Here is a 23708-nt window from a genome sequence, read left to right as displayed (position 1 = left end):
AGCAAACGTACTTTAAGAATGGCAATGGGGGTTGACGATGGCCACATACACGCCAATGATTCAACAATATTTAAAAGTGAAAGAACAGGCGAAGGACGCCTTTTTATTTTTCCGCCTTGGAGATTTTTATGAACTCTTCTTTGATGATGCATTGTTGGCATCAAGAGAGTTGGAGATAACATTGACTGGCCGTGGCGGAGGATCTGAGGAGAAGATCCCGATGTGCGGTGTGCCCCATCATTCTGCTGAGAACTATATTCAGCGCTTGATCGAAAAAGGCTACAAAGTTGCCATATGCGAGCAAGTAGAGGATCCATCTGAGGCGAAAGGAGTTGTACGCCGCGAAATTGTTCGTATTGTGACGCCCGGCACAGTGATGGATGGCAAAACGATTGAAGAGAAGGCCAACCGTTATTTGTTAGCCGTTACGGAACTGGAAGGTAAGCATGCTTGGGCTGCATGCGACTTGTCTACAGGGGAACTTACGGTTTCTTCTGCACCGATGGAGGGCAATTGGCTGCTCGATGAGGTAAACGTATATGTGCCTAGTGAAATGATAGGTGATGAGCATCTGCTGGATACGGTCAAGCCGCTGACGATGACTTGGAACCGTCAAGTGCTGTTTACGGCCTGGAAAGATACTAATGAAGCATTGACACGCCAGCAGTTTGGAGAAGCTGTGTGGACACGTTTGGATAAAGAACGTCAGAAAGTTGTTAGCTTGCTGATGTCGTATTTGCACGAGACCCAGAAGCGTTCATTAAGTCAATTTACAACGATTCAAGAACTAGAGCCTGATCAATATCTCGTCCTGGATCCATTTACTCGACGCAATCTTGAACTAACAGAAACGGTGCGAGAAAGAGCGAAGAAAGGTTCATTGCTATGGCTTCTTGATCAAACAGAAACCTCCATGGGGGGGCGTATGCTTCGTCGTTGGATTGACAAGCCGTTATTGAATCGGAAATCAATCGATCAACGTCTTGAGGCTGTAGAAACGTTATATAACGATTTTATTGCTCGTGAAGAGCTGAGGGAACAATTATCATCCGTATACGATTTGGAGCGTCTCGTTGGGCGTATTGCATTCGGTACAGCAAATGGTAGAGATTTAACGGCATTAAAGGTTTCGTTAGAACGCGTACCTGCGCTGATGGAGCGCTGTATGGCGACGTCTTCGAATACGCTGCAGCAGTTGGCTCAATCAATGGATCCTTGTTCAGATATTAAGGAATGGATTGAGACCGCGATTAAAGATGAGCCTCCGATCTCTGTTCGTGAAGGTAATCTTATTAAAGATGGCTATCACGATTATTTGGACAAGCTTCGTGAAGCAAGTGTTAACGGCAAGCGCTGGATTGCCGAACTGGAACGTAAAGAACGTGAAGTGACAGGGGTTAAGTCACTCAAAGTGGGCTTTAATAAGGTGTTTGGTTACTTTATTGAGGTGACTAAGTCCAATTTATCCTCTTTGCCAGAAGGACGTTATGAGCGCAAGCAGACTTTAGCTAATGCTGAAAGATTCGTCACTCCTGAGCTTAAGGAGCGGGAAGCACTCATACTTGAGGCAGAAGATAAAATGGTTGGCTTGGAGTATGAGTTGTTCAGTGAGCTTAGACAGCGTATCAACGGACATGTCCGCAGATTGCAGCATTTAGCGGAAGCGATTGCCCAACTTGATGTGTATCAATCGTTAGCGGCGGTTAGTGCGAAGCAGCGATTTGTGAAGCCGCAAGTTCATGAAGGCTATCATCTTGATGTGAAAAATGGCCGTCACCCGGTTGTTGAGGCAGTGATGCAGCAAGGCAGCTTCATGGCGAATGATGCTCAACTGAGTGAAGAAATTGCGTCGATGCTACTAATTACCGGACCTAACATGGCAGGTAAGAGTACGTACATGCGACAAGTGGCTTTGCTTCATGTGATGGCTCAGATCGGATGCTTCGTACCAGCAGAACATGCGGTCATCCCGTTGGTTGATCGTATTTTTACCCGTATTGGAGCAGCAGATGATTTGATCGGCGGTCAGAGTACGTTCATGGTTGAAATGATGGATATTCAAGTCATGACTGCGAAGGCAACGAAGCGCAGTCTTGTCATTATTGATGAGCTTGGACGTGGAACTTCAACGAGCGAAGGGATGTCTATCGCGCAAGCGGTTATTGAATATGTCCATCATCATATTGGATGTAAAGCACTTGTATCGACACATTTCCATGAGCTAGCACATCTTGCAGACCATTTGGATAAGCTTCGCAATGTATCGATGGCTGTACAAGAGAGTGGCAGTGACGTCACATTTTTGCGCAAATTGGTAGACGGAGCTGCAAGTACAAGTTACGGTATTTATTGTGCTAAATTGGCAGGATTGCCGGAATCCATTATAGATCGAGCATATGATTTGCTAACGGATTATGAGTCAGATGTACCGAATCAGACTCATCTTGTTAAGGAAAAGCAGGCTGTTATTGAACGTCAGGAACAAACTGTTATCCGTGATGTTGACCGTGAGCATGAGCAGCAGCAACAGCAGATGCCTATTCATTATGAAGCGATAGCAATCGAACAGCTTGATTTGTTTGGCGAAAGAAGCGAAGTGGTTCAGTCGGCTCCTTCTACGGGAGCTTCGGTTGCAGCTGCGACAGCTGCTAAGAAAGAAGCCCAAAGCTTACATGAGTCTGCTGTTTCGTATGAAAGAGAAGCAGCAGCTTCTATAGAAACTGATCATTCGGTTGGCAATAACGAATATCGTCAGCTGATCGAAAAGTTAAGTGAGGTAGATGTGCTGGAGTTGACGCCGCTTGAAGCGATGAATCAGCTGCATGCCCTTATGCGTGAGGCACGTCAGGCGATAAAGCGTTAGCAAGTAGGTACATTGCACGCTGTATATTTTATAATTCTAGCGGCGTGCTTCGTATGTACAAGAATAGTGATTGGTGAAAAATAGTAAAAAGTAAAAGACTGCGGGGAGGGAACAAATATGGGTATTATCCAAGTGATGGAGGAGCAATTGGCAAACCAGATTGCAGCGGGTGAAGTTGTTGAGCGTCCAGCATCTGTTGTCAAAGAGCTTGTTGAAAATGCAATCGATGCTGGCGCTAAACATATCGATGTAAGTGTCGAGGAAGGTGGACTTCAGCTCATCCAAGTCAAGGATAACGGCTCAGGTATTCAAGCGGAAGACGTGGAGACGGCGTTTGAGCGTCATGCAACTAGTAAAATCCGTACGAATCGGGATCTGTTTGCTATCCGCAGTCTTGGTTTCCGCGGAGAAGCACTTCCGAGTATTGCAGCGGTGTCCAAGGTGGAAGTTATCACATCGTCTGAGACGACCGGACTGGGTCGTCGTTTCGTCATTGAGGGCGGCCAGCGTATGGTGAATGAAGATGTGCAATCGATGCAAGGAACGGTGTTTACGATTCGAGAGCTGTTCTACAATACGCCTGCTCGATTGAAATATATGAAATCCATTCAGACGGAGCTAGGCCATATTTCTGACTATTTATATCGCATGGCACTGGCATATCCGAGTATCGGATTCACATTGAAGCACAATGGAAATTCGTTATTGCAAACTGTCGGGAACGGTGATTTGCTGCAAGTGATTGCTGCGATATATGGGGTGCATACCGCCAAGCAAATGGTACGCATCGAAGCAGAACATTTAGATTATCGACTTGAGGGCTATGTAGGGAAACCTGAACTCACTAGATCAAACCGCAATGCGATGTCATGGTTTGTGAATGGACGCTATGTTCGGAGTTTTCCATTAAATCAGGCGGTTCTACGTGCGTATCATACCTTGCTTCCTATTAATCGCTACCCGTTACTGGTGATGCAGGTGTCCATGCACCCTACGTTAGTCGATGTCAATGTTCATCCTTCGAAAATGGAAGTTCGATTCAGTAAGGAAGCAGAGCTTGTCCAATTCGTAGAACAAGCAATTCATGATCAATTGCTAGGACAACCTTTGATCCCATTAGCAGCGCCTCCAAAGGCAAAAGTTCGCACAATGGTGGAACAAGTTAGCCTGGACTGGACTGCTTCCAGTGTGAGCGGCAATGAGTCGCAAATAGGCATGGGAGCCTTGTCTGCTCCTCCAGAGCCAACGGTGAATATGCATGTGCGGGAGCGCGAGCAAACGCCTCTAACTGGTGCAAAATTGGACCGTGAATCTGGTGCATCGTATGAGCAGAGCAGAAAACAAGATAAACAGCGGATGGAGAACGAGATTTCACATCCACAAGCTACAAAAGATCCGGCAGTGGAGACTGTCATAGATGCTTCGGGGGCTGTGAGCAACAAGTTGACATCAAGCGTTGTAACGAATAGGGAGAAAAGTGAGAATTCAGAAGATGCCGAACGTCTGGATGTAGCTAAGTCATATTATGATGAGCAACGTCCACGATCAGCAGCGAACGGATCTCGTACAACCTCTCCATCTTCAGCATGGCGCGAGTCGAAGGATAGTTCGGAATATAAGCAAAATGCTGTTCGTCCTTCAAATAGGCAATCTATTTCAGCTAGTTCAACACTAGGCTCAAAAGATACTTATCGTACATCTACTACTAGTTGGAATCAGGCTGTGTCTCAGTTGCCGGTTGATGATGTTTCTTTGCCTGCATTCCCGGCACTTCACTATGTTGGACAAGTGCATGGTACGTATTTATTATGCAGTAATGAAGAGGGTTTATATATTATTGACCAGCATGCTGCTCATGAACGGGTGAACTATGAGCGATTCCGTGAGCAATTTGCAAAGCCAGCAGATGCGTCACAAGAATTGTTAATCCCATTAACGATTGAATTTACACCGAATGAGGCAAAACGGATTTTGGATAGATTGCCCTTACTAGAGCAGGTTGGAATTGGTCTAGAGCCGTTCGGTCAACAAACGTTCTTAGTGCGTTCCCATCCGTACTGGTTCCCGCAAGGTGACGAGGAAGCTATTATTCAAGAAATGATTGATTGGGTACTTGAGGAAAAGGCGATAGACATTGGTAAAATTCGTGAAGCTGCGGCCATTATGTGTTCGTGTAAGGCATCGATTAAAGCGAATCAGCGTATAACCGAGCTCGAAGTGAATGCACTGCTAGTACAGCTTGGGGCATGTATACAACCTTATACATGTCCGCACGGAAGACCAATAATTGTTAAATTCACAACTACGGATTTGGAAAAAATGTTCAAGCGAATAATGTAGCATTCTTGAAGTTAGGTTCTTCATACAGCATGATCATTTGTGTTTATGTTTCAAAACCGTTTATAATGAGGAGGAACCTATGATTATTACGACAGGGGATATGACTTCGGAAGCCGTGATAGAGCGGGCGCGGCAGCTAGCGAAGCATATCGAAGTCCCGTTTGTCGAACGCAGAAAGCAGTCTTTGCCTCGTATAATGAAGAGGCTTGGCGATGATCAATTCATTGTCCTTACCGATGATGAAGTGCGTTTTACACAGGTTGGCAAAACAGATTTATTTTATCATCCAAGCATGGCGTACTTGCGAATTAAGCGGCATCTTAGTGGGATAGAGGATGTCATGATTCGTGCAGCAAATGTACAAGCTGGTGATACCATTCTTGACTGTACAGCTGGTCTAGGCTCAGATGCGCTCGTATTTGCGGTCGCAGCAGGAGCATCGGGCCGAGTAATTGCTTGTGAGAGTGAGTTGGCCATGTATGCACTTGTGCGAGAGGGTTTGCAAATTTATACGACAGAGCTGGAAGTAGTCAATGAAGCAATGCGTCGTATTGAAATGCTTCATAACAATCACTTGGACTTGTTGAAGTCCCTTCCCGACCGTTCGGTGGACGTCGTATACTTTGATCCGATGTTCCGCAAGCCTGTTCGTACTTCTGCAGCTATTGATCCGCTCCGTAATGTAGCGAATCATGAGGCTCTTCATGAAGACGTCATTGTAGAAGCGAAACGAGTAGCACGCAGATCTATCGTCTTGAAAGAGTTGAAGTATAGTGGCGAGTTCAAGCGACTCGGATTCGAAGACACGGTGCAAACCGGCTCTAAACTGGCGTATGGAGTGATTGCAATTGACAGCTACAAGTAATACTCGAACACCTCTCCTTGTGTTGGTCGGGCCAACAGCTGTAGGTAAGACCCGATTGAGCTTGGATATCGCAAAGAAATTTGATGCTGAGATTATATCTGGAGACAGCATGCAGGTATATCGGGGGATGGATATCGGAACGGCGAAGTTGGCAGTGAAAGATCGTGAAGGAATCCCACATCATATGATGGATATTCATAATCCTGATGAGTCTTTCTCTGTTGCTGAATTCCAAACACGATGCACTTCTTTAATCGAAGATATTTCATCACGAAATAAACTTCCATTTATCGTTGGTGGAACTGGATTGTATGTTGAATCCGTCGCGTACGGCTTTGAATTTTCGGAGAGTGGTGGGGATGAGTCGTTTCGTACGGAAATGGCTTCTTATGCCGAGCAGTTTGGTGCACAGGCACTTCATGACCGCCTGGCGGCAATTGATCCTTCATCTTCTGCACGTCTGCACCCTAACGATACGCGAAGAGTGATAAGAGCTTTGGAAGTTTTTCACATGACTGGGCGCACAATGTCCGAGCAATTGGAGGGACAAGAACGTGTGTCTCCCTATGAATTATGTATAATAGGTTTGACAATGGATAGGTCACTGCTATATAAACGTATAGAGGCACGTGTTGATGAAATGTTAGAACAAGGGCTTGTCAAGGAAGTAGAAAGTTTGCTGCAAGCAGGCTATGATCGTTCTCTTGTTGCTATGCAAGGCTTGGGCTACAAAGAAATAGCCTCGTACTTAGCTGGAGAACGCTCCTACGAATCGGCAGTTGAATTGTTGAAGAGAGACACGCGCCACTTCGCGAAACGCCAATTGTCATGGTTCCGCCGGATGAAAGATATTCATTGGGTGGATGTGACGGATGGAAATGAAGCAGAAGAACATTTCTTACAAATTTGCAGTTTGTTAGCAGGAAAGTTTCGATAACAGGTTGAATATATTTCAACACAATCAATCTCATGATATGGGGGTACGGACGATGAACAAATCCATCAATATCCAAGATACATTCCTAAATCAACTTCGTAAAGAAAGCATACCTGTTACGGTTTACTTAACGAACGGGTTCCAAATTCGCGGTGTAATCCGTGCATTTGACAACTTTACAATCGTTATTGACAGTGACGGCCGCCAGCAGATGGTATATAAGCATGCCATCTCGACATTTACGCCGCTGCGTAACGTATCCCTAATGCAAGATCAACAAAATGACAATTAATAATGTTTACAGTTATTAGATCTAGCATTCGGAATGAAACTTTTTGAAGGCACAGTACGTCAAATGTATAGTGGTGCTTAAGAACAACCCCAACGGGTTGTTCTTTTCATTACTGGGGTGAATGGGCTGTGGGTGAACGATAAAGCAGGTAAAATATCATTTACAAGTGATGTTGACGTGATTATACAGTGGGCTTATTTTCGTGTATCATGTTTCATTGAAGGGAACTTCTATTCGTATGCCGTCTAATCATTGTCTATTGTGCTTGTACAAGATGTTTCTAGACAATTCATGCAAGGGTAAAGACATAAAGTTGCGCTTCAGAATTACTTTATGCTGGAGACGCAAGAATGATGTAAGGGGAGTCGGAGAAAATGGCAAATCAAGATAAACTATCTCGAACGCAATCACCGAAAAAGCCAAAGCCGACAATGCGCAAAAAGAAAACGTGGACGTGGAAAAAAACGTGGTGGTTGTTCTTTTTCACGACGGCTTTCGCGATCTTTTGTGCGGTTGGTGGCTACTTGTTCATTATGTTGAATGGTGAACGCCTAATGAAAGAATATAAAGAAGCTGATATGTTCAAGATGGCTGAAGCATCTATCGTAATGGACCGAAACGGGAAGCAGATTGCTAAGCTGGGTCAACAAGTGAGCAACCGTGATATTATAGAGTACAAGGATATTCCTGAACATCTTGGTCAAGCATTTATTGCAACAGAGGATAAGCGATTTATGAATCACCAAGGTGTAGATTTGTGGTCTATCGGACGTGCGATGGTGAAAGATATAATGGCTGGAAGTCTTGTAGAGGGTGGAAGTACGATCACTCAGCAGCTTGCTAAAAATATGTTTTTAACAAGCGACAAGACGTTCTTCCGTAAAGCAACGGAAGTATCGATAGCTGTATCATTGGAAAATCATTACACGAAGGAAGAAATATTGACCATGTACTTGAACCGAATTTACTTTGGTAAAGGTGCGTATGGTGTCAAGGCAGCGGCCAAGACATACTTCGGTAAGGATAATTTGAATGATCTGGAAATATGGGAAATGGCAACATTAGCTGCAATCCCGAAGGCTCCATCTCACTATAATCCAATATCGAATCCTGAAAAATCGAAGCAGCGCAGGCAGGTCGTATTGAAGCTAATGCGTGAGGAGAACTACATCACAGAAGAGCAAATGAAAGCAGCATGGGATGTGGAATATGATCCGAGTGTAGGCAAACAGCATCAAGAGAAGTCGAAGACGAATACAGCGTACCAATCCTATCTTGATTACATGGTTCAAGAAGCGGAAACGGTAACTGGCCTAACAGAGGATCAATTGTATCGTGGTGGCTATACCATCTATACGACAATGGACACTCATGCACAGCAAGTTATGTATGATGAGTTCAATGATGATAGTAACTTTGAAAAGAGCAAAGATGAAATCAAGTCACAAGCAGCTATGGTTATCACAGATCACTCCAACGGTGCGATTATGGCGATGATGGGTGGTCGTGATTATGAGAAGAAAGGCCGCAACCGTGTAACGGATAAGCGCCAGCCTGGATCGACAATGAAGCCGATCGCGACATATGGCCCTGCAGTTGATACAGGGGACTGGTATCCATGGTCTACCTTGCGTGATGACAAACAATGCTTCGGCAGCTATTGTCCAACTGATCTCGGGCGCAATAAATATGTTGGCGCGATTGATATGACGACAGCAGTGAAGCGTTCAACGAACTTGCCTTCAGTATGGTTGCTAAATGAAATTGGCATGAAGCAAGGTTATGAGTTCGCTCAAAAGCTAGGCATTGATTTGCATAAAGATGATTATTCTCTAGCTTTGACGTTGGGTGGAATGACGCATGGTACTTCACCGTTAGAAATGTCGAGGGCATACAACGCATTTGCAAATGGTGGTAAATACTATGATGCCTATACGATTAAGCTCGTTAAGGATAGTAAAGGTAAAGATGTTTATAAGCTTAAGGTTCAACCTGAACAAGTAATGAGTGAACAAACTTCTTATTATATGACGCAGATGATGCAAGAAGTTGTTAACAGCGGTACAGGTACAGCAGCACAGATAGATCGACCTGTAGCAGGTAAGACGGGGTCTTCCCAACATGGTATTCCGGGCTACAACGGACCAGGTGCTCGTGATTTCTGGTTTGTTGGCTATACACCGCAGTGGACAGCATCTGTATGGATGGGATACGACCGAACGGACCGTGATCATGTGTTAAGAGGAAGTTCTTCTCAACCTGCGAAGCTATTCTCACAAGTTATGAGCAAGGCGCTTAAAGGGACAGATTCAGGCTCGTTCCAAAGACCTGATAATGTGAAGCGTCCTGAACCTCCTAAGCAGCCAACTACAGTATCAGGTTTAACTGCGGCATATTCGGAGAATACGAAGACGGTTTCGTTGAATTGGACTGCAGTACCAGGCGATGATGCTGTTTATCAATTGTATCGCAAGTCTGCTAAAGAGCAGCAATTTGTAAAGTTGCTTGGTGATCTTAAGTCAACGAATGCAGAAGATATCGGAGTATTTCCTGGTGAATCGTACACGTACTACGTAGTAGCCACTTCAAGCAAGATAGAAGGCGAAGCGAAGTCAAGTGAGGTTCCTGTTTCCATTGCAGCTGAAGAAGAAGTAACAGAACCGCCTGTTGATCCAACCACGCCGACTGATCCAGAGCAACCGGATACAGGTGGAGAAGGAAATGAATCTGGTACAGGCGAAGGAAACGGCAACAATAATGGCAGTAACAACGGTAGCAATAGTGGAAATAATAACGGACAGAACAATGGAAATGGCAACAATGGCAACAATGGCAACGGCAATGGCAATAACGCTGGTAATAATGGAAATGGCCAAGATAACAATGGTAGTGGGAACGAAAATAGTGGTCAAAACGGTGGATCAACTGAAGTTACTGACCCTATAGAAGGGGGAGGTACTCCAGGTTCCAATTCCTCTAATGGTGAAGTCATTCCGGAACAGCCTCCAGCAGAAGGAAGTCAACTACCACCTGCTACAACAGGAATGAATAGAATGAATGAGCGATATGCTGCCTAACGCAGTTGTGTGAATGCATTTTATTCAGTATGTAACAACTGAAATGAGATAGCCTACAGAGACAGAGACACGCATCAGAAAACATTGCGTGTCTCTTTTTTTATCTATATCTCAACCGAAGAATGAACAGGAGGATGTAAGATGAAATCAAGATATTCGAGCAAACGGTCAAATCCCTGGCGAAAAATGTTCCGACGAATGATGATTCTATTTGCTGTTTTATTACTAGTAGGTTGTGTGTGGTTTGGATATACGCAGTTTAAAATTGCGCAAGCAGGTGGTGCATCGACAGGAGAGAAAACGGATGTAGGTATCGTCCTTGGTGCGTCTATGTGGGGGGCTAAGCCAAGCCCGGGGTTAAGAGAAAGGCTGGATTTAGCTGTGAAATTATATCAACAGGGACGGTTTGAATATATTCTCGCTACAGGCGGGAAAGGAGGTTCCCAAGACTTGTACTCTGAGGCAGAGGGGAGCAAACGTTATTTGGTCGAACAAGGGATACCACAAGAGCGTGTGTTAGAAGAGGATCAGTCCACAAGCACGTTAGAAAATTTATTATATGCTAAGGCGATCGTTTTAAATAATCAGTGGGACAGCATCACGATAGTTACTCATGATTTTCATGGTACGAGAGCACGTGAAATAGCAGAGACGTTACAGTATGCTGCAATAGAAGTGGAGACGGTAGAGAGTGAGGTGTTATCACCGATTTGGCACCCTTTACGAGAAAGCTTAGCCTATACGAAATGGAAATGGGACAAGCTGTGGTTGTAGTGACAAACATATGGACATGTCTAGCCGAATAAGCTGAGTACGTGACCGCTTGTATACATACAAGAAGTGGTCGCTCCCGAATTTAACAACTAACAATGAGGTGAACAGGGTGCAGATGCGTAATGTATCTTCAGCGTCTCAGATGGCGATGGCGAAGTCGCGTCCTTCACGCCAAATTAACATTGTATTGCGACCAAACGAACAGACATCAGCACCTCGATCGGAGCCTGCGGCTGCAACAACCGAGCTTGCAGAATCGGCAATGCTTACTCAATCTCAGCACAGTGCTTTTGGTGAGGTGAGTCAAGAGTTTGATCGTCTTGTAGGCTTACAGCATATTAAAGATATTGCGTTCGAGTTGTACGCTGTTATTCAAATGAATCAAAGGCGGCAAGAAGCGGGCTTGTTAAGCCCATCCCATGTCTATCACATGCTTTTTAAAGGAAATCCGGGAACAGGTAAGACCTCGGTAGCGCGCATCATGGCAAAGATGTTCCAGAAGCTTGGTATATTGAGCAAGGGCCATCTCCTTGAGGTGGAGCGAGCTGATTTGGTAGGAGAGTATATTGGGCATTCGGCACAAAAGACTAGGGATTTAGTTAAAAAGGCGATGGGTGGCGTATTGTTTATTGACGAAGCATACAGTTTGGCCCGTGGTGGGGAAAAAGATTTTGGTAAGGAGTGCATTGATTGTCTTGTAAAAGCGATGGAAGATCATAAAAATCAATTTGTTCTAATATTAGCTGGTTATCGCGATGAAATGGACTGGTTTATGCAGACGAATTCAGGGTTGCCTTCTCGGTTTCCAATTCAAATCGATTTTCCAGACTATCAGGTTGATCAATTAATTCAGATTGCTGAATCCATCTCTAAGGAACAAGACTATGTCTTAATGCCGCAGGCATTGGAACAGTTGAAGGAAATGGTCATTACAGAGAAAATACAAACTTCTCATATTTTTAGCAATGCTCGTTATGTGCGCAATGTGATGGAAAAGGCGATGCGCAATCAAGCGGTAAGATTGCTTCAGCAATACCCGGTTCAGTCGCCTAGTAAGCAAGAGTTAATGACGTTAAGAATCGATGATTTAATGGTGGAGCGAAAATAAGGTATACTGATTACTAATCGACACTGACGTCAAAGGAGATTCCTTATACGAATGCGAACAACGAGTCATGATACGCAAACGACGACTATACATCGCGCTGTACTTGTAAGTCTTATAACGGATGAAGTGAAGCGAAGCGGCATCGACCCTTATTATTCACTAGAAGAGCTTGTGCAATTGGCAGAGACAGCAGGTGTAGACGTACTTACGACGATGAAGCAGTCTAGAGACACTAGAGATCCAAAATGGTTCATAGGCAAGGGGAAAGTGCAAGAGCTAAGGGTAGTTATGGATGAACTGGGTGCCAACACTGCTATTTTTGATCAAGATTTATCAGGGGCTCAGGTACGGAACTTGGAAGAAACATTGGATGCAAAAATTATTGATCGCACTCAGCTTATATTGGACATATTTGCTCAGCGTGCCAAAACAAGAGAAGGTATTATTCAAGTTGAATTGGCACAGCTATCTTATTTGCTGCCTCGACTATCTGGACATGGGAAAAATCTTTCGCGTCTCGGTGGTGGTATTGGTACGAGAGGTCCTGGTGAATCGAAGCTAGAAACCGACCGTAGGCATATTCGCAATCGTATTACCGATTTGAAGCGCCAACTAAAAGAAGTTGTCCGACATCGCACGCTGCATCGTGAACGGAGGAAGAAGAGTGGTGTGATTCAAGTTGCTTTGGTCGGATATACGAATGCTGGTAAGTCTACGCTTCTACGTGAATTAACAGCTGCGGATGTGTATGTGGAGAACCAGTTATTTGCGACGTTGGATCCTACCTCAAGAAATTGGCAACTGCCCAATGGAATAGAAATTGTACTAACAGATACGGTTGGATTCATTCAAAATCTGCCTCATGATCTTGTTGCAGCGTTCCGAGCGACTTTAGAGGAAGTGAACGAGGCGGATTTGATTTTACATATTGTTGATGCTTCAAGTGAAATGAGAGAAGCTCAAATGAGCGTTGTGAATGATATTTTACAACAGCTGGGCGCCGGCTCTAAACCAGAAATTATACTATACAATAAGCGGGATCTCTGTTCGCAGGAACGATTGCAGTTGTTGCACCAAGATCGCACACATATGCTGGTGAGTGCGCTTGATAAGCAGGATTTGGAGCGTGTCTCATTAGTTGTTCAAGAACAGCTTGTAGGAAAAACAGTTTCCTACCGCATCCCTGCGAATCGCGGTGATTTAATTGCTCTTGCTTATCGTCTAGGTCAAGTGCTGGAACAGGATCATGATGAAGAAGCAGTTTGTCTTCGTGTGCGATTGGATAAGGCGGAATCAGAAGTTCAAGGGTAAAAGCTTGCATCTTATGTTATTCATAGGTAAACTTGCGGTAGCTCATGTATAACATAGATTTGATTTTCATAAGGTGAGAACTCGTAATACTTAATGTATCGTGCACAGCACTTGTGTCTCGGTATTATGTTTATATATGAATCAGCTTAAATGATAACAAGGGGAAATTAATGTCATGCAATTGTCATCACAGTTACAACATTTTGAGCAGTTAGTAGAAGATCAGATAGCTGTGCAGGTTCGTGGGATAGAGAAGATTGCTGAACGCAATCAGTGGAAAGTCATTCAGGCATTTCAGAAACACCGGGTAAGTGATTATCATTTTGCAGGCTCAACAGGTTATGGTTACAATGATCGTGGCCGAGAAGTACTGGATGAGGTATATGCTGATGTCTTTGGCGCTGAGGCAGGATTGGTTCGACCGCACTTTGTGTCGGGTACGCATACCATTGCTACGGCGCTATTTGCCGTGCTTAGACCGGGTGAACAGTTGTTGTATATTAGCGGGACACCGTACGATACCTTGCACAAGGTAATAGGCAAAGAAGGAGACGGGACAGGTTCGCTGCGCGACTGGGGTATTCTCTATGATGAAGTGGCACTTAACGATCAAGATGATATTGATTGGGAAGCAGTTGAAAAGGCCATTCGTCCTGAAACGAAAGTGATTGGGATCCAACGTTCTCGTGGGTACGGATGGAGAGCCTCATTTACTGTAGAGCAGATTGCTGAGATGGTGAAGCGAGTTAAGCAAATTAAATCTGATGTCATTGTGTTTGTAGATAATTGCTACGGTGAATTTACCGAGGAATCAGAGCCTACTGAGCATGGTGTCGATATCATGGCAGGTTCGTTAATTAAAAACCCTGGCGGTGGTATTGTTGCGACAGGTGGGTATATTGTAGGCAAAAAGTGTTATGTGGATAAAGCTGCTCAGCGCTTAACGGCGCCGGGAATCGGCAGTGAGGTTGGCGCAATGCTTGGAACGACTCGTTCTATTTATCAAGGTCTGTTCCTTGCACCGAGTATTGTTGGACAAGCAGTACGCGGGAGTGTATTTGCGGCGGCGCTATTTGAAAAGCTTGGATTCCTTACGTCTCCGAGTTGGACGGCTTCTCGCACGGATCTCATTCAAGCGATTCGCTTCCATTCTGCTGATCACTTGATTGCATTCGTACAAGGAATTCAAAAAGCTTCTGCAGTAGACGCTCATGTTGTGCCAGAGCCTTGGGACATGCCTGGGTATGAGCATCCAGTCATTATGGCAGCGGGTACCTTTATGCAAGGTGGAAGTCTTGAATTGTCAGCGGACGCACCGATTCGTGAACCTTACACGGCGTACATGCAGGGTGGTCTAACTTATGCTCATGCCAAGCTGGGTGCTTTGATTGCAGTGCAAACGATGATTGACCGTAACTTGCTCACGATCGAGTAGGTAGTAATGCTGCAGAGTAGCAGTTAAACTATAGTTTCAAACCTGTGTACGAAATTTCTTTGTTAGTTTTGCTAACATCGGTTGACACATTTGTTTCCCAACGGTAAAATAAAGGTAATTCGTGATGAATGAATTGAGGAAGGTTGATGAGCGATGGGCGATGAAATTCGCAGAAATATGGCGTTGTTCCCAATCGGTATCGTCATGAAGTTGACGGATTTGACGGCACGTCAGGTTCGTTACTATGAACAACATGAATTGATAATGCCAGCAAGAACTTCAGGTAACCAACGTCTATTTTCGTTTAATGATGTAGAGCGTTTGCTTGAAATTAAGGCATTGATAGAGAAAGGCGTCAACATAGCAGGAATTAAGCAAGTTTTGAACCCGATGTCTAAAGGTTCTGATGAAGCGACTGTACTCAGTGAAGATTCTGAGACGAAGCGCAAAGAAATGTCAGATCTTCAATTGCATCGGATGCTGAAACAGCAACTATTGGCCGGCAAGAGACCGGGACAGGTATCTCTTATTCAAGGTGAGTTGTCCCGTTTCTTTAGGAAATAAATGTGTAGGTAAAGGAGAGGTTCCACGTGGGTTATTCAAGAGAAGATATTTTGCAGATTGCTAAAGAACAAAATGTTCGTTTCATTCGTCTTCAATTCACAGACTTGCTTGGGACTATCAAGAACGTTGAGATCCCAGTAAGCCAGCTTCCAAAAGCATTGGATAATAAGATGATGTTTGATGGTTCTTCTATCGAAGGTTATGTACGTATTGAAGAATCCGATATGTATCTTGTACCAGATTTGGATACTTGGGTTATCTTCCCTTGGGTACAGGAAGACCGTGTAGCGCGTCTAATCTGTGACGTTTATATGCCAGACGGAACTCCATTTGCTGGTTGTCCACGCGGTATTTTGAAGCGTGCGCTTAAAGAAGCAGAACAATTGGGCTACACAGCTATGAACGTTGGTCCTGAGCCAGAATTCTTCTTGTTCAAGACAGATGAAAAAGGCAATCCAACGATGGAACTGAATGACCAAGGTGGTTACTTTGACCTTGCTCCTACTGATCTTGGTGAGAACTGTCGCCGTGAGATCGTACTCAAGCTCGAAGAGATGGGCTTTGAAATCGAAGCTTCTCACCATGAAGTTGCTCCTGGCCAACATGAGATTGACTTCAAATATGCTAATGCAATTAAAGCAGCAGACCAAATTCAAACGTTCAAGCTCGTTGTTAAGACGATTGCTCGTCAGCATGGCTTGCATGCAACGTTTATGGCTAAGCCGCTATTCGGTGTAAATGGTTCTGGTATGCATTGCAACATCTCCTTGTTCAATGGACAAGAAAATGCGTTCGTAGACGAATCAGATGCGCTTGGTTTGAGCAAAGATGCTCGTTCTTTCATGGCAGGTGTGATAGAGCACGCACGTGGCTTTGCAGCGATCACGAATCCAACAGTTAACTCTTATAAGCGTCTCGTACCTGGCTACGAAGCTCCTTGTTATGTTGCATGGTCCGCGAGCAATCGCAGTCCGATGATTCGTATTCCAGCTTCCCGTGGCTTGAGTACACGTGTAGAAGTTCGTAACCCAGACCCATCTGCTAACCCTTACTTGGCTTTGGCAGTTATTTTGAAAGCTGGTCTTGACGGTATTACGAAAAATACGAAGCTCCCAGCTCCTACAGACCGTAATATTTACGTGATGACGGAAGAAGAGCGTATAGCGGAAGGCATTCCTAGCTTGCCTGCAAACTTGAAGGAAGCTTTGAATGAAATGTTGAAAGACGAAGTTATCATCAGCGCGCTTGGCGAACATGCGACACAACATTTCTTCGAATTGAAAGAAATCGAATGGGATATGTATCGCACTCAAGTTCACCAATGGGAACGCGATCAATACATGACCTTATATTAATCATTCCAACCCCTAGAGCCGTAAGGCTTTGGGGGTTTTTATTTTTGTGGGTGTTTTAGGGATTAAAGCATTTTTTTCTTAGATGCCCAACAAATGCCCAACTACTTTTTCTGTGAGTCAATAAAGAGTGCATTGAGCTTGTCCTCATATTTATCCATGTTCCTCGCTTCTAACTTTTTAGAAATGTGTAAATAGACATCTGAAGTAATCTGCATACTCCCATGTCCGAGTCGCTCTTGAAGGTACTTCATATCCACTTCAGCCTCAAGCATTATTACTGCATGTGTATGTCTTAGTCCGTGGATTGGTATTGACGGTAAATCTGCACGCTTCACTAGATTTAACTTATGGTGATATTTATCATTCATGTTTAATTTATTTAGGTTTTGATATTTCATGTGATCCTTTAGATCATTTATTAGAGATTGGCTGATTTTTATTACTCTCGGGGAGTTAAATGTTTTGGTGTCGCCAAATAGTTCCTCTACAAGGTTCTTTTCCAACTTTCCAATCGTAACTGCTTTTTCAAGAGCGTTATGCATAGTGCTATGGGCTATTTCGACAGTACGGCGGCTATACTTGTTTTCTAAAAGACTATTGATAAATTTTTGATACATAATAGGTTTGATTTCTTTGAGCATGATGTTTTGGAATTAGGGAATTATGTGTGTATTAATGTTGTTTTAATGTGAGAGTAGTGTATTTCTTCTAATGGTTCCTTTTTTATAATCGTTTATTCAACGGTCCAAATAATTTTTCAATGGCATGTCTATTACTTCTATACCGATCGCTAATTGGCGTTTAAATTCGTTCAGGTCATTTTCCGCAACTGCTTTTCTTGCAAAGCTCCTTTTTGATTTTTCGCGTTTCTTTTTAGTAATAGGATATTTGTAAACATAGCGATATTCCCAACCCGTGCTGTGCTTTGTAAATGTTGCGATAAATATCACTCCTTTATAATTTCACTAATATATATGAACAGCTTTATAGCTGGGAATTTGATCGAACTTTGTTACGAGTGTATATTTTTACGGGTGCAGCGCGGAATAAGCGCAACTGTAAGGGGATTAATTGCCCCCGAAGCTATATGTAAAGCAGCTCTACTATCCATAATTGGGGAGTCAGGAGGTACAGGTAATGAGTAGACGAAAGAGCAGCGTAAGCTGCCCCTATACTTTAACAATCAAATAAAGGAATAAATCTAATCTTTCTGGCGATGTATTTTGGAGCACTGTAATCCAGTAGTTATTGGATCGTGGATAATTCGAAATTGCATTTACAGGAGCTAATGGACCAGTATCAAAACCTGCACTAATTACCTTTTCAGACGGTGCCGCAAGTAAGCGACAAACTAGGACCTCATTACGATTAAGCATAAATTTCCATTTGTATAGTTTAAACCCTGGTCCATGCTCGTTAGAATCTGCTAGTTGGTAATTGAACTCAACGTCTCGATTTGGTGTCAATCTTACCGGCACGGATGTATATTGAACATAATGATTGTTGGGCATCTGAACCAATGCAGGAGGAACAGAAGGAATAAACCCATTTACTTGATTATTATTAAAATACATTTAATCATCTCCTTTATTTTGGTCCATCTTATGGACGCGACGGATTAAACGGAAATTGTCCTGTTTATTTTTATAAATGAAAGGAGTAATAGACAATGCGGACTACACTGAATGAGGTTTGGATCGATTTGCAAAAACCGGAATAGCAAAGGGAATCAAACCAGGCACAGCCAGCCACAGAACGTGACTGGAAAACGGGCTGGAGATGTGCGAGCAGATCGATGCGAAAGCACTCACATTTTGGCTGCAAGAAGTAAAGAGACTAAACGAAGCGTTAGAAGGTATTATGCGTATAACGGACGGACATGGAGCATCGCAACAGAAGCAAGAGTATATTACGCAGCTATAGTAGCATGATACGGATCGGACAAGCAATGAGGTGATAACATGGAGCAACTATTGGAGCAGTACAAACAGACTCGTAAAGACCTCATACAAGTACGTGAAAGCTATAAAGAGATTCTACAGGAGCTAAGCAATAGACGTAAAGAGCAAATGGGGCGTCTAACGTTGATTACCACTTTGCAAAATGATTGAGTAATAATAGAAAGTGAAATAGCTGATATAGAGTCAGAAATGAAGTTGCTTAGTGAAATGATATCCGATCGGGACCACGATATAGAATGGATGGAGATCCAGAAATTTTCATGAACGATTAGTATAGGATCACTACTTAATTAATATGAGGAAGCAAAAAGGAGCTGTCCCATTGGTTAAAACCCAAATGTGGAAAGCTCCTTTTTATTGATGATTATTGTGCTTGCTAGATGTTGAAGTGCAGGTGAACATTTCATTCATTAATGGAAATCGCGGAATAGACCAACTACTTTGCCTAGAATCGTGACATGCTGGAGTCGAATAGCCTCCATGCTGGAGTTCTCCGGTTGTAGGCGAATATGATCCTTCTCTTTGTAAAATGTTTTCACAGTCGCTTCATTATCTTCTGTCATAGCAACAACGATATCTCCGTTAGAAGCAGTTTGCTGTTGGCGAACGATGACATAGTCTCCGTTATGTATGCCTGCTTCGATCATCGAGTTACCTGAAACAGTCAACATAAACGTATTTGAATCATCTCCTACCATATGAAGAGGTAATGGGAAATAATCTTCAATATTTTCAGTTGCTGTGATAGGCTCGCCTGCAGTTACTTTTCCAACGACTGGAACACGCGCGATAGTGTTGGAGAAATCATGCATGCGCTCAGATTGTTCATGAGTGAGCAATTCAATAGCACGGGGCTTAGTTGGATCTCTACGAATGAACCCTTTCTTCTCAAGGCGATCTAGGTGACCGTGTACCGTTGAGCTGGATGCTAATCCAACCGCTTCTCCAATCTCTCGCACAGAAGGTGGATATCCTTTAAGACGAACTTCATTTCTTATGAATTCGAGTATCGCTTGTTGACGGCTCGATATTTTTGACAAAGTTATCAACTCCAATGAGTACACTTTTGTCAGAAATTATACCATAGAACTACCGTTCGTACAAACGTAAGTTCTAAAAAAAATGTTTGTTTTAATAGATAAATGCTAGCCATAGCAATAATGATAATTTCAAAATAAAAATAAAGGGAACGTAGGTTCTTAAAAAGCGTTGACTCAAACAAATGTTCGTGTTACATTATTGATCGAAATTAAGAACAAGCGTTTGGGGGAATTCGTATGCGCACAACTTATCAATCCATTTATCGTCAACGTGAGACACATTTACATACACCGAAGAGACGTCATTTTCTTAGTGGAAAGAGGCTAGGATTATTTACTCTACTAATACTTATGCTTTCCGTGACTTTTGGTTCTATTGTTCAGGCTTGGTCGGGGGGAACAGAGGATCAAGAAAATATGCTGCAAGTAATCGTTCAGCCGGGGGATACGGTATGGGCTCTAGCTAAGGAGTACATGAATGACGGAGATGATATAAGACAACATGTATATGATATTTTGCAGCATAATAATTTAGTCGGAAGACACCTTCAAGTGGGGGAAATAATTGAGATTCCATTCGTTTCTTCATTAGATCGTTGAATAATATTTGAGTGCCACAATGTACGGTTGTGGCACTCTTTTTATTAGCGTCAGTTTGCTTGACATTAACCAGCTACCGTGTCAAAGTAAAGGATATGCTAGTAAAGACGGAGGTAATACAATGAACATCGATGATATGATTGCGCGCATTAATGAATTGGCTCGCAAGCATAAGACAATTGGATTGACTGAAGAAGAAACTGCTGAGCGTGCGAAGTTGCGCGAAGAATACTTGGGACTGTTCCGTCAACAGGTTCGCAACAATTTGGACACAATACAATGGGTAGAAGATGAAGAGGAAAATGGTAAGGATTCTTCGTCAGATATTGTACATTAATTGTTCATGTCCTTAATTGAAGGAATTCGTTATAGTTGATGTGCTATAGTGATTATAGTAGGAGGTCGGACCGCGATGTCTCGCAGTTGGGAAAGAAAAGTACGCAAAAATAGTGCTACACTTAATAAGCAGCGTCAGAAATCTGGACATAAAGAAATAAAAGTAGGTAGTGAACAATACGATGACTTTAAAGGTCGTAACTTTATTTTGCCGTCTACTCTGATCTTTGTATCTTTATTATATGCATTTCTTGGTAACGCTGTAGCAATGGCTCAGTCTCCAACACTATATTGGGTGACCGTTATTGCATATGTCGCACTCGGGGTTATTTTGTTTGTACGTCGACCTTATTTAAAGGTATCGAAAGACTCTCTCTCTACTCCAAAGTGGAACCGTCTTCGTGTCCTTGAGGCTAAGGGTATTAAGAAAATTACGATCCAGCCAGGTTATATCGTGATATGGCCTGAGAAAAAGGGCGCAAACTGGGTGTTCTCGCGCGTTATGAATCGCTATGATACTGACGCAATGGGTGAGCGTTTAATTAAATTTGCTGAGCAGCATGGTATCGCATACGAAAAATTGTCGAAGTAATGGAGTTGGGGAACGATGACGATTAAGGCGGTATTGTTTGATTTAGATGATACGTTATTGTGGGATGAACGCAGTGTAGAAGAAGCATTTGACGCAACGTGCCAGTATGCAAATGAACAGTCAGGTGTAGCTCCGAAGCAGTTGGAGGAAGCCGTTCGTGCCTCTGCACGTCAATTGTATGCTACTTATGAGACATATGCGTTTACTCAGAATATTGGAATTAATCCATTTGAAGCGCTGTGGGCTCATTTTACTGGCGGTGAGCATGAAGAATTCCGTGTGTTACAGAAATTAGTACCACAGTATCGTGTAGCCGCTTGGACAGAGGGACTTAGAAGTCTAGGTGTTGATAATGAGCAGTTAGGACAAGCTTGTGCGGAGAGATTTATGGAAGAGCGTCGGAGAAGACCTTATGTTTATGAGGATACGTTCGAAGTTCTCAAGAAGCTGAAAGCTAATTATCCACTCTTGTTATTGACGAATGGTGCTCCGTGTCTGCAACAAGAAAAGTTGGATGGCGTACCTGCTATATCGAGTTACTTTGAACACGTAGTTATCTCCGGGCGCTTTTCTGAAGGAAAGCCGTCAAGAATCGTATTTGAACATGCTATGAAATTATTAAATATACGTCCTCATGAAGGCTTGATGGTTGGAGATAAATTGACGACGGATATTCAAGGATCTGTGAGCATAGGTATGCATAATGCATGGTTGAATCGTAATGATAAGCCATTGACAGGTGATATTAAACCTGAGTATGCTATACAGTCTTTGCATGAATTGTTTGATGTAATTGATTCCATTAACAAGAAGCAGGAGATCGTTAATTAGGGGAAAGTCCGTCATTTGACGGGCTTTTTTTGTTGGTTGTTATTAACATACTAGTCGGCTATGATGTATAAGCCATTTCATATCTGTTGTTAGTTAATTTTTATTTATTAGTCATCTTCATGCATAGCATAGTTCATGTCATAAATTGTTCACATAAGCGAGCGGAATTAGCTGTTTAGCGTTATCCATATTTTGTTATAGTAGGATGTGTTAACGTAATAGCATAGGTATGGATTTCATAAAATGAGGAAGGTGTGTCTTTTGCGTAAAGTTATGGCTTCACTTATCGTTGCAATGACATTGCTAGCAGGGTGTTCAAGTGAAGGGGGAACTGGCAAGGAGAAACAACATAGTGCACATACTAAGCAGCAAACAGATTCATCAGTGCCTGCAGCCAAACTTATTCCTATACAAGTTGATCTTACAGTACCTGAACCCGTGAAGGCCAATGAAGAAGTAACCATTATTGCTCGTGTTACGCAAAAGGAAGCCGCTGTTGATGATGCTAAGGTAGTGTTTGAGTGGTGGTTAGATGGGGAAGAACATCAGCGCTACGAAGGGAAATGGAGCGAAGATGGGAAGTATGAGTTTGTACATACTTTTGATAAACCAGGAACATATACGGTTATTTCTCATGTTGATGCACGAGATCTGCATTCAATGCCGAAAAAAGAATTTAAAGTTAAGTAATACGTAAGAAAAATGAAATAGAATTACATACATAAAAAAGCCCCTAAACCTGAGGGATTAGGGGCTTTGAATTATTTTATTATTTTACAAAAGCAGGATCTTCATAAGGATGAGCAATCCATCCTTCAGTCTCAATAAATAGTCGAACAGCTACAATTTGACGCTTATCTGTCAGTGTGAAGAAATGAGCGATATTTTCAGGAACGGAAATAACATCTCCTACTTCTACAAGCACATCGATATAACCGATTTCTTCAGAAGCTTTAATAATGAAGTAACCTTCGCCTGCTGTGATAGCACGAACTTCATCCTCGGTATGAGTATGGACTTGTTCGAATTTCTTTAGCAGTTCTTCGATATTTGGCGTAGCATCAGATAATGCGACTATATCCCAAGTTAAGTAGCCACGACGAGAGGCTAAATCCCGAATCTCCGTATCATAGACGGATAAAATTTGTTGTTTCTCTTCATCTGAAAGTATAAACTTCTCCTTAAGCTCAGCAGGAAGTTTAGCTCCATCCCAATGTTCATACAAAACTCCAACACTATTCAAATATTCCCGTATTTGCTCCACTCCGGTTATCGTTTCATTCGTGTTGCGGATTCGAATTTGTGCCATAGCCGATCCCTCGCTTCTCCAATTGTATTATTCCATTAGGTTTACTTGGTATTATAGTACAGAGGAAATGATTGGGCAAGAAACATTTTTACTCACACAGGAAAACCTATTCTTTCCT

At 43.0% G+C, this 23708-nt stretch carries 23 protein-coding genes; 19 read left to right on the top strand and 4 right to left on the bottom strand.

Annotation, left to right across the window (positions count from 1 at the left end; translation table 11 throughout):
• Nucleotides 1-37: 37 nt before the first annotated feature.
• The 12 genes from mutS (at nt 38) to glnA (ending at nt 16921) form a co-directional block, all read left to right on the top strand.
• Nucleotides 38-2863 carry a DNA mismatch repair protein MutS gene (gene mutS, locus IFO66_RS04205; protein WP_192023930.1) on the top strand — a complete coding sequence of 942 codons (2826 nt, stop codon included), beginning with the start codon at nt 38-40 and terminating at the stop codon, nt 2861-2863.
• Between the two features lie 117 nt (nt 2864-2980).
• On the top strand, nt 2981-5203 hold the full coding sequence (mutL, locus tag IFO66_RS04200; RefSeq protein ID WP_192023929.1) for a DNA mismatch repair endonuclease MutL: 2223 nt from the start codon (nt 2981-2983) through the stop codon (nt 5201-5203).
• A 79-nt stretch (nt 5204-5282) separates the two neighbouring features.
• Nucleotides 5283-6068, top strand: a complete 786-nt coding sequence (locus IFO66_RS04195) for a class I SAM-dependent methyltransferase (protein ID WP_192023928.1) — start codon at nt 5283-5285, stop codon at nt 6066-6068.
• Nucleotides 6052-7005, top strand: a complete 954-nt coding sequence (gene miaA, locus IFO66_RS04190) for a tRNA (adenosine(37)-N6)-dimethylallyltransferase MiaA (RefSeq protein ID WP_225445488.1) — start codon at nt 6052-6054, stop codon at nt 7003-7005. The genes IFO66_RS04195 and miaA overlap by 17 nt, the downstream gene beginning before the upstream one ends.
• Nucleotides 7006-7057: 52 nt before the next feature.
• On the top strand, nt 7058-7297 hold the full coding sequence (hfq, locus tag IFO66_RS04185) for an RNA chaperone Hfq (RefSeq protein WP_028593637.1): 240 nt from the start codon (nt 7058-7060) through the stop codon (nt 7295-7297).
• 374 nt (nt 7298-7671) lie between these two features.
• Nucleotides 7672-10374: a PBP1A family penicillin-binding protein gene (locus IFO66_RS04180; protein WP_192023927.1), complete on the top strand. Its 2703-nt coding sequence runs from the start codon at nt 7672-7674 to the stop codon at nt 10372-10374.
• A gap of 141 nt (nt 10375-10515) precedes the next feature.
• Nucleotides 10516-11148: a YdcF family protein gene (locus IFO66_RS04175; RefSeq protein ID WP_192023926.1), complete on the top strand. Its 633-nt coding sequence runs from the start codon at nt 10516-10518 to the stop codon at nt 11146-11148.
• 115 nt (nt 11149-11263) lie between these two features.
• Nucleotides 11264-12256: an AAA family ATPase gene (locus tag IFO66_RS04170; protein WP_225445515.1), complete on the top strand. Its 993-nt coding sequence runs from the start codon at nt 11264-11266 to the stop codon at nt 12254-12256.
• A gap of 51 nt (nt 12257-12307) precedes the next feature.
• Nucleotides 12308-13567 carry a GTPase HflX gene (gene hflX, locus IFO66_RS04165; RefSeq protein WP_192023925.1) on the top strand — a complete coding sequence of 420 codons (1260 nt, stop codon included), beginning with the start codon at nt 12308-12310 and terminating at the stop codon, nt 13565-13567.
• A 175-nt stretch (nt 13568-13742) separates the two neighbouring features.
• Nucleotides 13743-15002 carry a methionine gamma-lyase family protein gene (locus IFO66_RS04160; RefSeq protein ID WP_192023924.1) on the top strand — a complete coding sequence of 420 codons (1260 nt, stop codon included), beginning with the start codon at nt 13743-13745 and terminating at the stop codon, nt 15000-15002.
• A 153-nt stretch (nt 15003-15155) separates the two neighbouring features.
• Nucleotides 15156-15566, top strand: a complete 411-nt coding sequence (locus IFO66_RS04155; RefSeq protein ID WP_028593642.1) for a MerR family transcriptional regulator — start codon at nt 15156-15158, stop codon at nt 15564-15566.
• A 26-nt stretch (nt 15567-15592) separates the two neighbouring features.
• A complete protein-coding gene (glnA, locus tag IFO66_RS04150) occupies nt 15593-16921 on the top strand; it encodes a type I glutamate--ammonia ligase (protein WP_192023923.1) in 1329 nt (442 codons plus the stop codon).
• Nucleotides 16922-17022: 101 nt separating this feature from the next.
• Here the strand turns inward: glnA and IFO66_RS04145 are convergent, their stop codons facing one another.
• Complete coding sequence (locus tag IFO66_RS04145; RefSeq protein ID WP_337912567.1) at nt 17023-17538, bottom strand: site-specific integrase; 516 nt, start codon at nt 17536-17538, stop codon at nt 17023-17025.
• 552 nt (nt 17539-18090) lie between these two features.
• Complete coding sequence (locus IFO66_RS04140; protein WP_192023922.1) at nt 18091-18495, bottom strand: hypothetical protein; 405 nt, start codon at nt 18493-18495, stop codon at nt 18091-18093.
• A 205-nt stretch (nt 18496-18700) separates the two neighbouring features.
• Here IFO66_RS04140 and IFO66_RS04135 point away from each other — a divergent pair, with 205 nt between their 5' ends.
• Together IFO66_RS04135 and IFO66_RS04130 are read left to right on the top strand one after the other, a co-directional pair.
• Nucleotides 18701-18844, top strand: a complete 144-nt coding sequence (locus tag IFO66_RS04135; protein WP_192023921.1) for a hypothetical protein — start codon at nt 18701-18703, stop codon at nt 18842-18844.
• A gap of 38 nt (nt 18845-18882) precedes the next feature.
• Nucleotides 18883-19032, top strand: coding sequence for a hypothetical protein (locus IFO66_RS04130; protein WP_192023920.1), 150 nt, complete (start codon nt 18883-18885; stop codon nt 19030-19032).
• Nucleotides 19033-19292: 260 nt separating this feature from the next.
• Here the strand turns inward: IFO66_RS04130 and lexA are convergent, their stop codons facing one another.
• On the bottom strand, nt 19293-19922 hold the full coding sequence (gene lexA, locus IFO66_RS04125; protein ID WP_192023919.1) for a transcriptional repressor LexA: 630 nt from the start codon (nt 19920-19922) through the stop codon (nt 19293-19295).
• A 237-nt stretch (nt 19923-20159) separates the two neighbouring features.
• On the opposite strand from lexA, the gene IFO66_RS04120 reads away from it, so the two are divergent.
• The 5 genes from IFO66_RS04120 (at nt 20160) to IFO66_RS04100 (ending at nt 22971) form a co-directional block, all read left to right on the top strand.
• A complete protein-coding gene (locus IFO66_RS04120; RefSeq protein WP_192023918.1) occupies nt 20160-20522 on the top strand; it encodes a LysM peptidoglycan-binding domain-containing protein in 363 nt (120 codons plus the stop codon).
• Between the two features lie 121 nt (nt 20523-20643).
• Nucleotides 20644-20859, top strand: coding sequence for a DUF896 domain-containing protein (locus IFO66_RS04115; protein WP_192023917.1), 216 nt, complete (start codon nt 20644-20646; stop codon nt 20857-20859).
• A gap of 75 nt (nt 20860-20934) precedes the next feature.
• A complete protein-coding gene (locus IFO66_RS04110; protein WP_192023916.1) occupies nt 20935-21450 on the top strand; it encodes a methyltransferase in 516 nt (171 codons plus the stop codon).
• Nucleotides 21451-21465: 15 nt separating this feature from the next.
• Entirely contained in the window at nt 21466-22281 is an 816-nt protein-coding gene (locus IFO66_RS04105) for an HAD family hydrolase (RefSeq protein ID WP_192023915.1), read from the top strand.
• Between the two features lie 252 nt (nt 22282-22533).
• On the top strand, nt 22534-22971 hold the full coding sequence (locus IFO66_RS04100) for a FixH family protein (protein ID WP_337912572.1): 438 nt from the start codon (nt 22534-22536) through the stop codon (nt 22969-22971).
• 79 nt (nt 22972-23050) lie between these two features.
• Here IFO66_RS04100 and IFO66_RS04095 read toward each other — a convergent pair whose 3' ends face one another.
• Nucleotides 23051-23590: a 1,2-dihydroxy-3-keto-5-methylthiopentene dioxygenase gene (locus IFO66_RS04095; RefSeq protein ID WP_192023913.1), complete on the bottom strand. Its 540-nt coding sequence runs from the start codon at nt 23588-23590 to the stop codon at nt 23051-23053.
• Between the last annotated feature and the right edge of the window lie 118 nt (nt 23591-23708).

The sequence above is a fragment of the Paenibacillus arenosi genome (assembly GCF_014841135.1).
GTDB classification, from domain to species: Bacteria; Bacillota; Bacilli; order Paenibacillales; family Paenibacillaceae; genus Paenibacillus_B; species Paenibacillus_B arenosi.
This window is presented reverse-complemented; position numbering and strand designations above follow the sequence as displayed.

Excerpts from the sequence above, each read along its gene's own strand:
- IFO66_RS04110 (WP_192023916.1), top strand. The coding sequence starts at position 20,935 with ATGTCTCGCAGTTGGGAAAGAAAAGTACGCAAAAATAGTGCTACACTT.
- IFO66_RS04140 (WP_192023922.1), bottom strand. The coding sequence starts at position 18,495 with ATGTATTTTAATAATAATCAAGTAAATGGGTTTATTCCTTCTGTTCCT.
- IFO66_RS04120 (WP_192023918.1), top strand. The coding sequence starts at position 20,160 with ATGCGCACAACTTATCAATCCATTTATCGTCAACGTGAGACACATTTA.
- IFO66_RS04195 (WP_192023928.1), top strand. The coding sequence starts at position 5,283 with ATGATTATTACGACAGGGGATATGACTTCGGAAGCCGTGATAGAGCGG.
- IFO66_RS04155 (WP_028593642.1), top strand. The coding sequence starts at position 15,156 with ATGGGCGATGAAATTCGCAGAAATATGGCGTTGTTCCCAATCGGTATC.
- IFO66_RS04170 (WP_225445515.1), top strand. The coding sequence starts at position 11,264 with ATGCGTAATGTATCTTCAGCGTCTCAGATGGCGATGGCGAAGTCGCGT.
- IFO66_RS04160 (WP_192023924.1), top strand. The coding sequence starts at position 13,743 with ATGCAATTGTCATCACAGTTACAACATTTTGAGCAGTTAGTAGAAGAT.
- IFO66_RS04095 (WP_192023913.1), bottom strand. The coding sequence starts at position 23,590 with ATGGCACAAATTCGAATCCGCAACACGAATGAAACGATAACCGGAGTG.
- hflX (WP_192023925.1), top strand. The coding sequence starts at position 12,308 with ATGCGAACAACGAGTCATGATACGCAAACGACGACTATACATCGCGCT.
- IFO66_RS04145 (WP_337912567.1), bottom strand. The coding sequence starts at position 17,538 with ATGTATCAAAAATTTATCAATAGTCTTTTAGAAAACAAGTATAGCCGC.
- hfq (WP_028593637.1), top strand. The coding sequence starts at position 7,058 with ATGAACAAATCCATCAATATCCAAGATACATTCCTAAATCAACTTCGT.
- IFO66_RS04175 (WP_192023926.1), top strand. The coding sequence starts at position 10,516 with ATGAAATCAAGATATTCGAGCAAACGGTCAAATCCCTGGCGAAAAATG.
- IFO66_RS04130 (WP_192023920.1), top strand. The coding sequence starts at position 18,883 with ATGGAGCAACTATTGGAGCAGTACAAACAGACTCGTAAAGACCTCATA.
- mutS (WP_192023930.1), top strand. The coding sequence starts at position 38 with ATGGCCACATACACGCCAATGATTCAACAATATTTAAAAGTGAAAGAA.
- IFO66_RS04135 (WP_192023921.1), top strand. The coding sequence starts at position 18,701 with ATGTGCGAGCAGATCGATGCGAAAGCACTCACATTTTGGCTGCAAGAA.
- IFO66_RS04105 (WP_192023915.1), top strand. The coding sequence starts at position 21,466 with ATGACGATTAAGGCGGTATTGTTTGATTTAGATGATACGTTATTGTGG.
- mutL (WP_192023929.1), top strand. The coding sequence starts at position 2,981 with ATGGGTATTATCCAAGTGATGGAGGAGCAATTGGCAAACCAGATTGCA.
- IFO66_RS04180 (WP_192023927.1), top strand. The coding sequence starts at position 7,672 with ATGGCAAATCAAGATAAACTATCTCGAACGCAATCACCGAAAAAGCCA.
- IFO66_RS04115 (WP_192023917.1), top strand. The coding sequence starts at position 20,644 with ATGAACATCGATGATATGATTGCGCGCATTAATGAATTGGCTCGCAAG.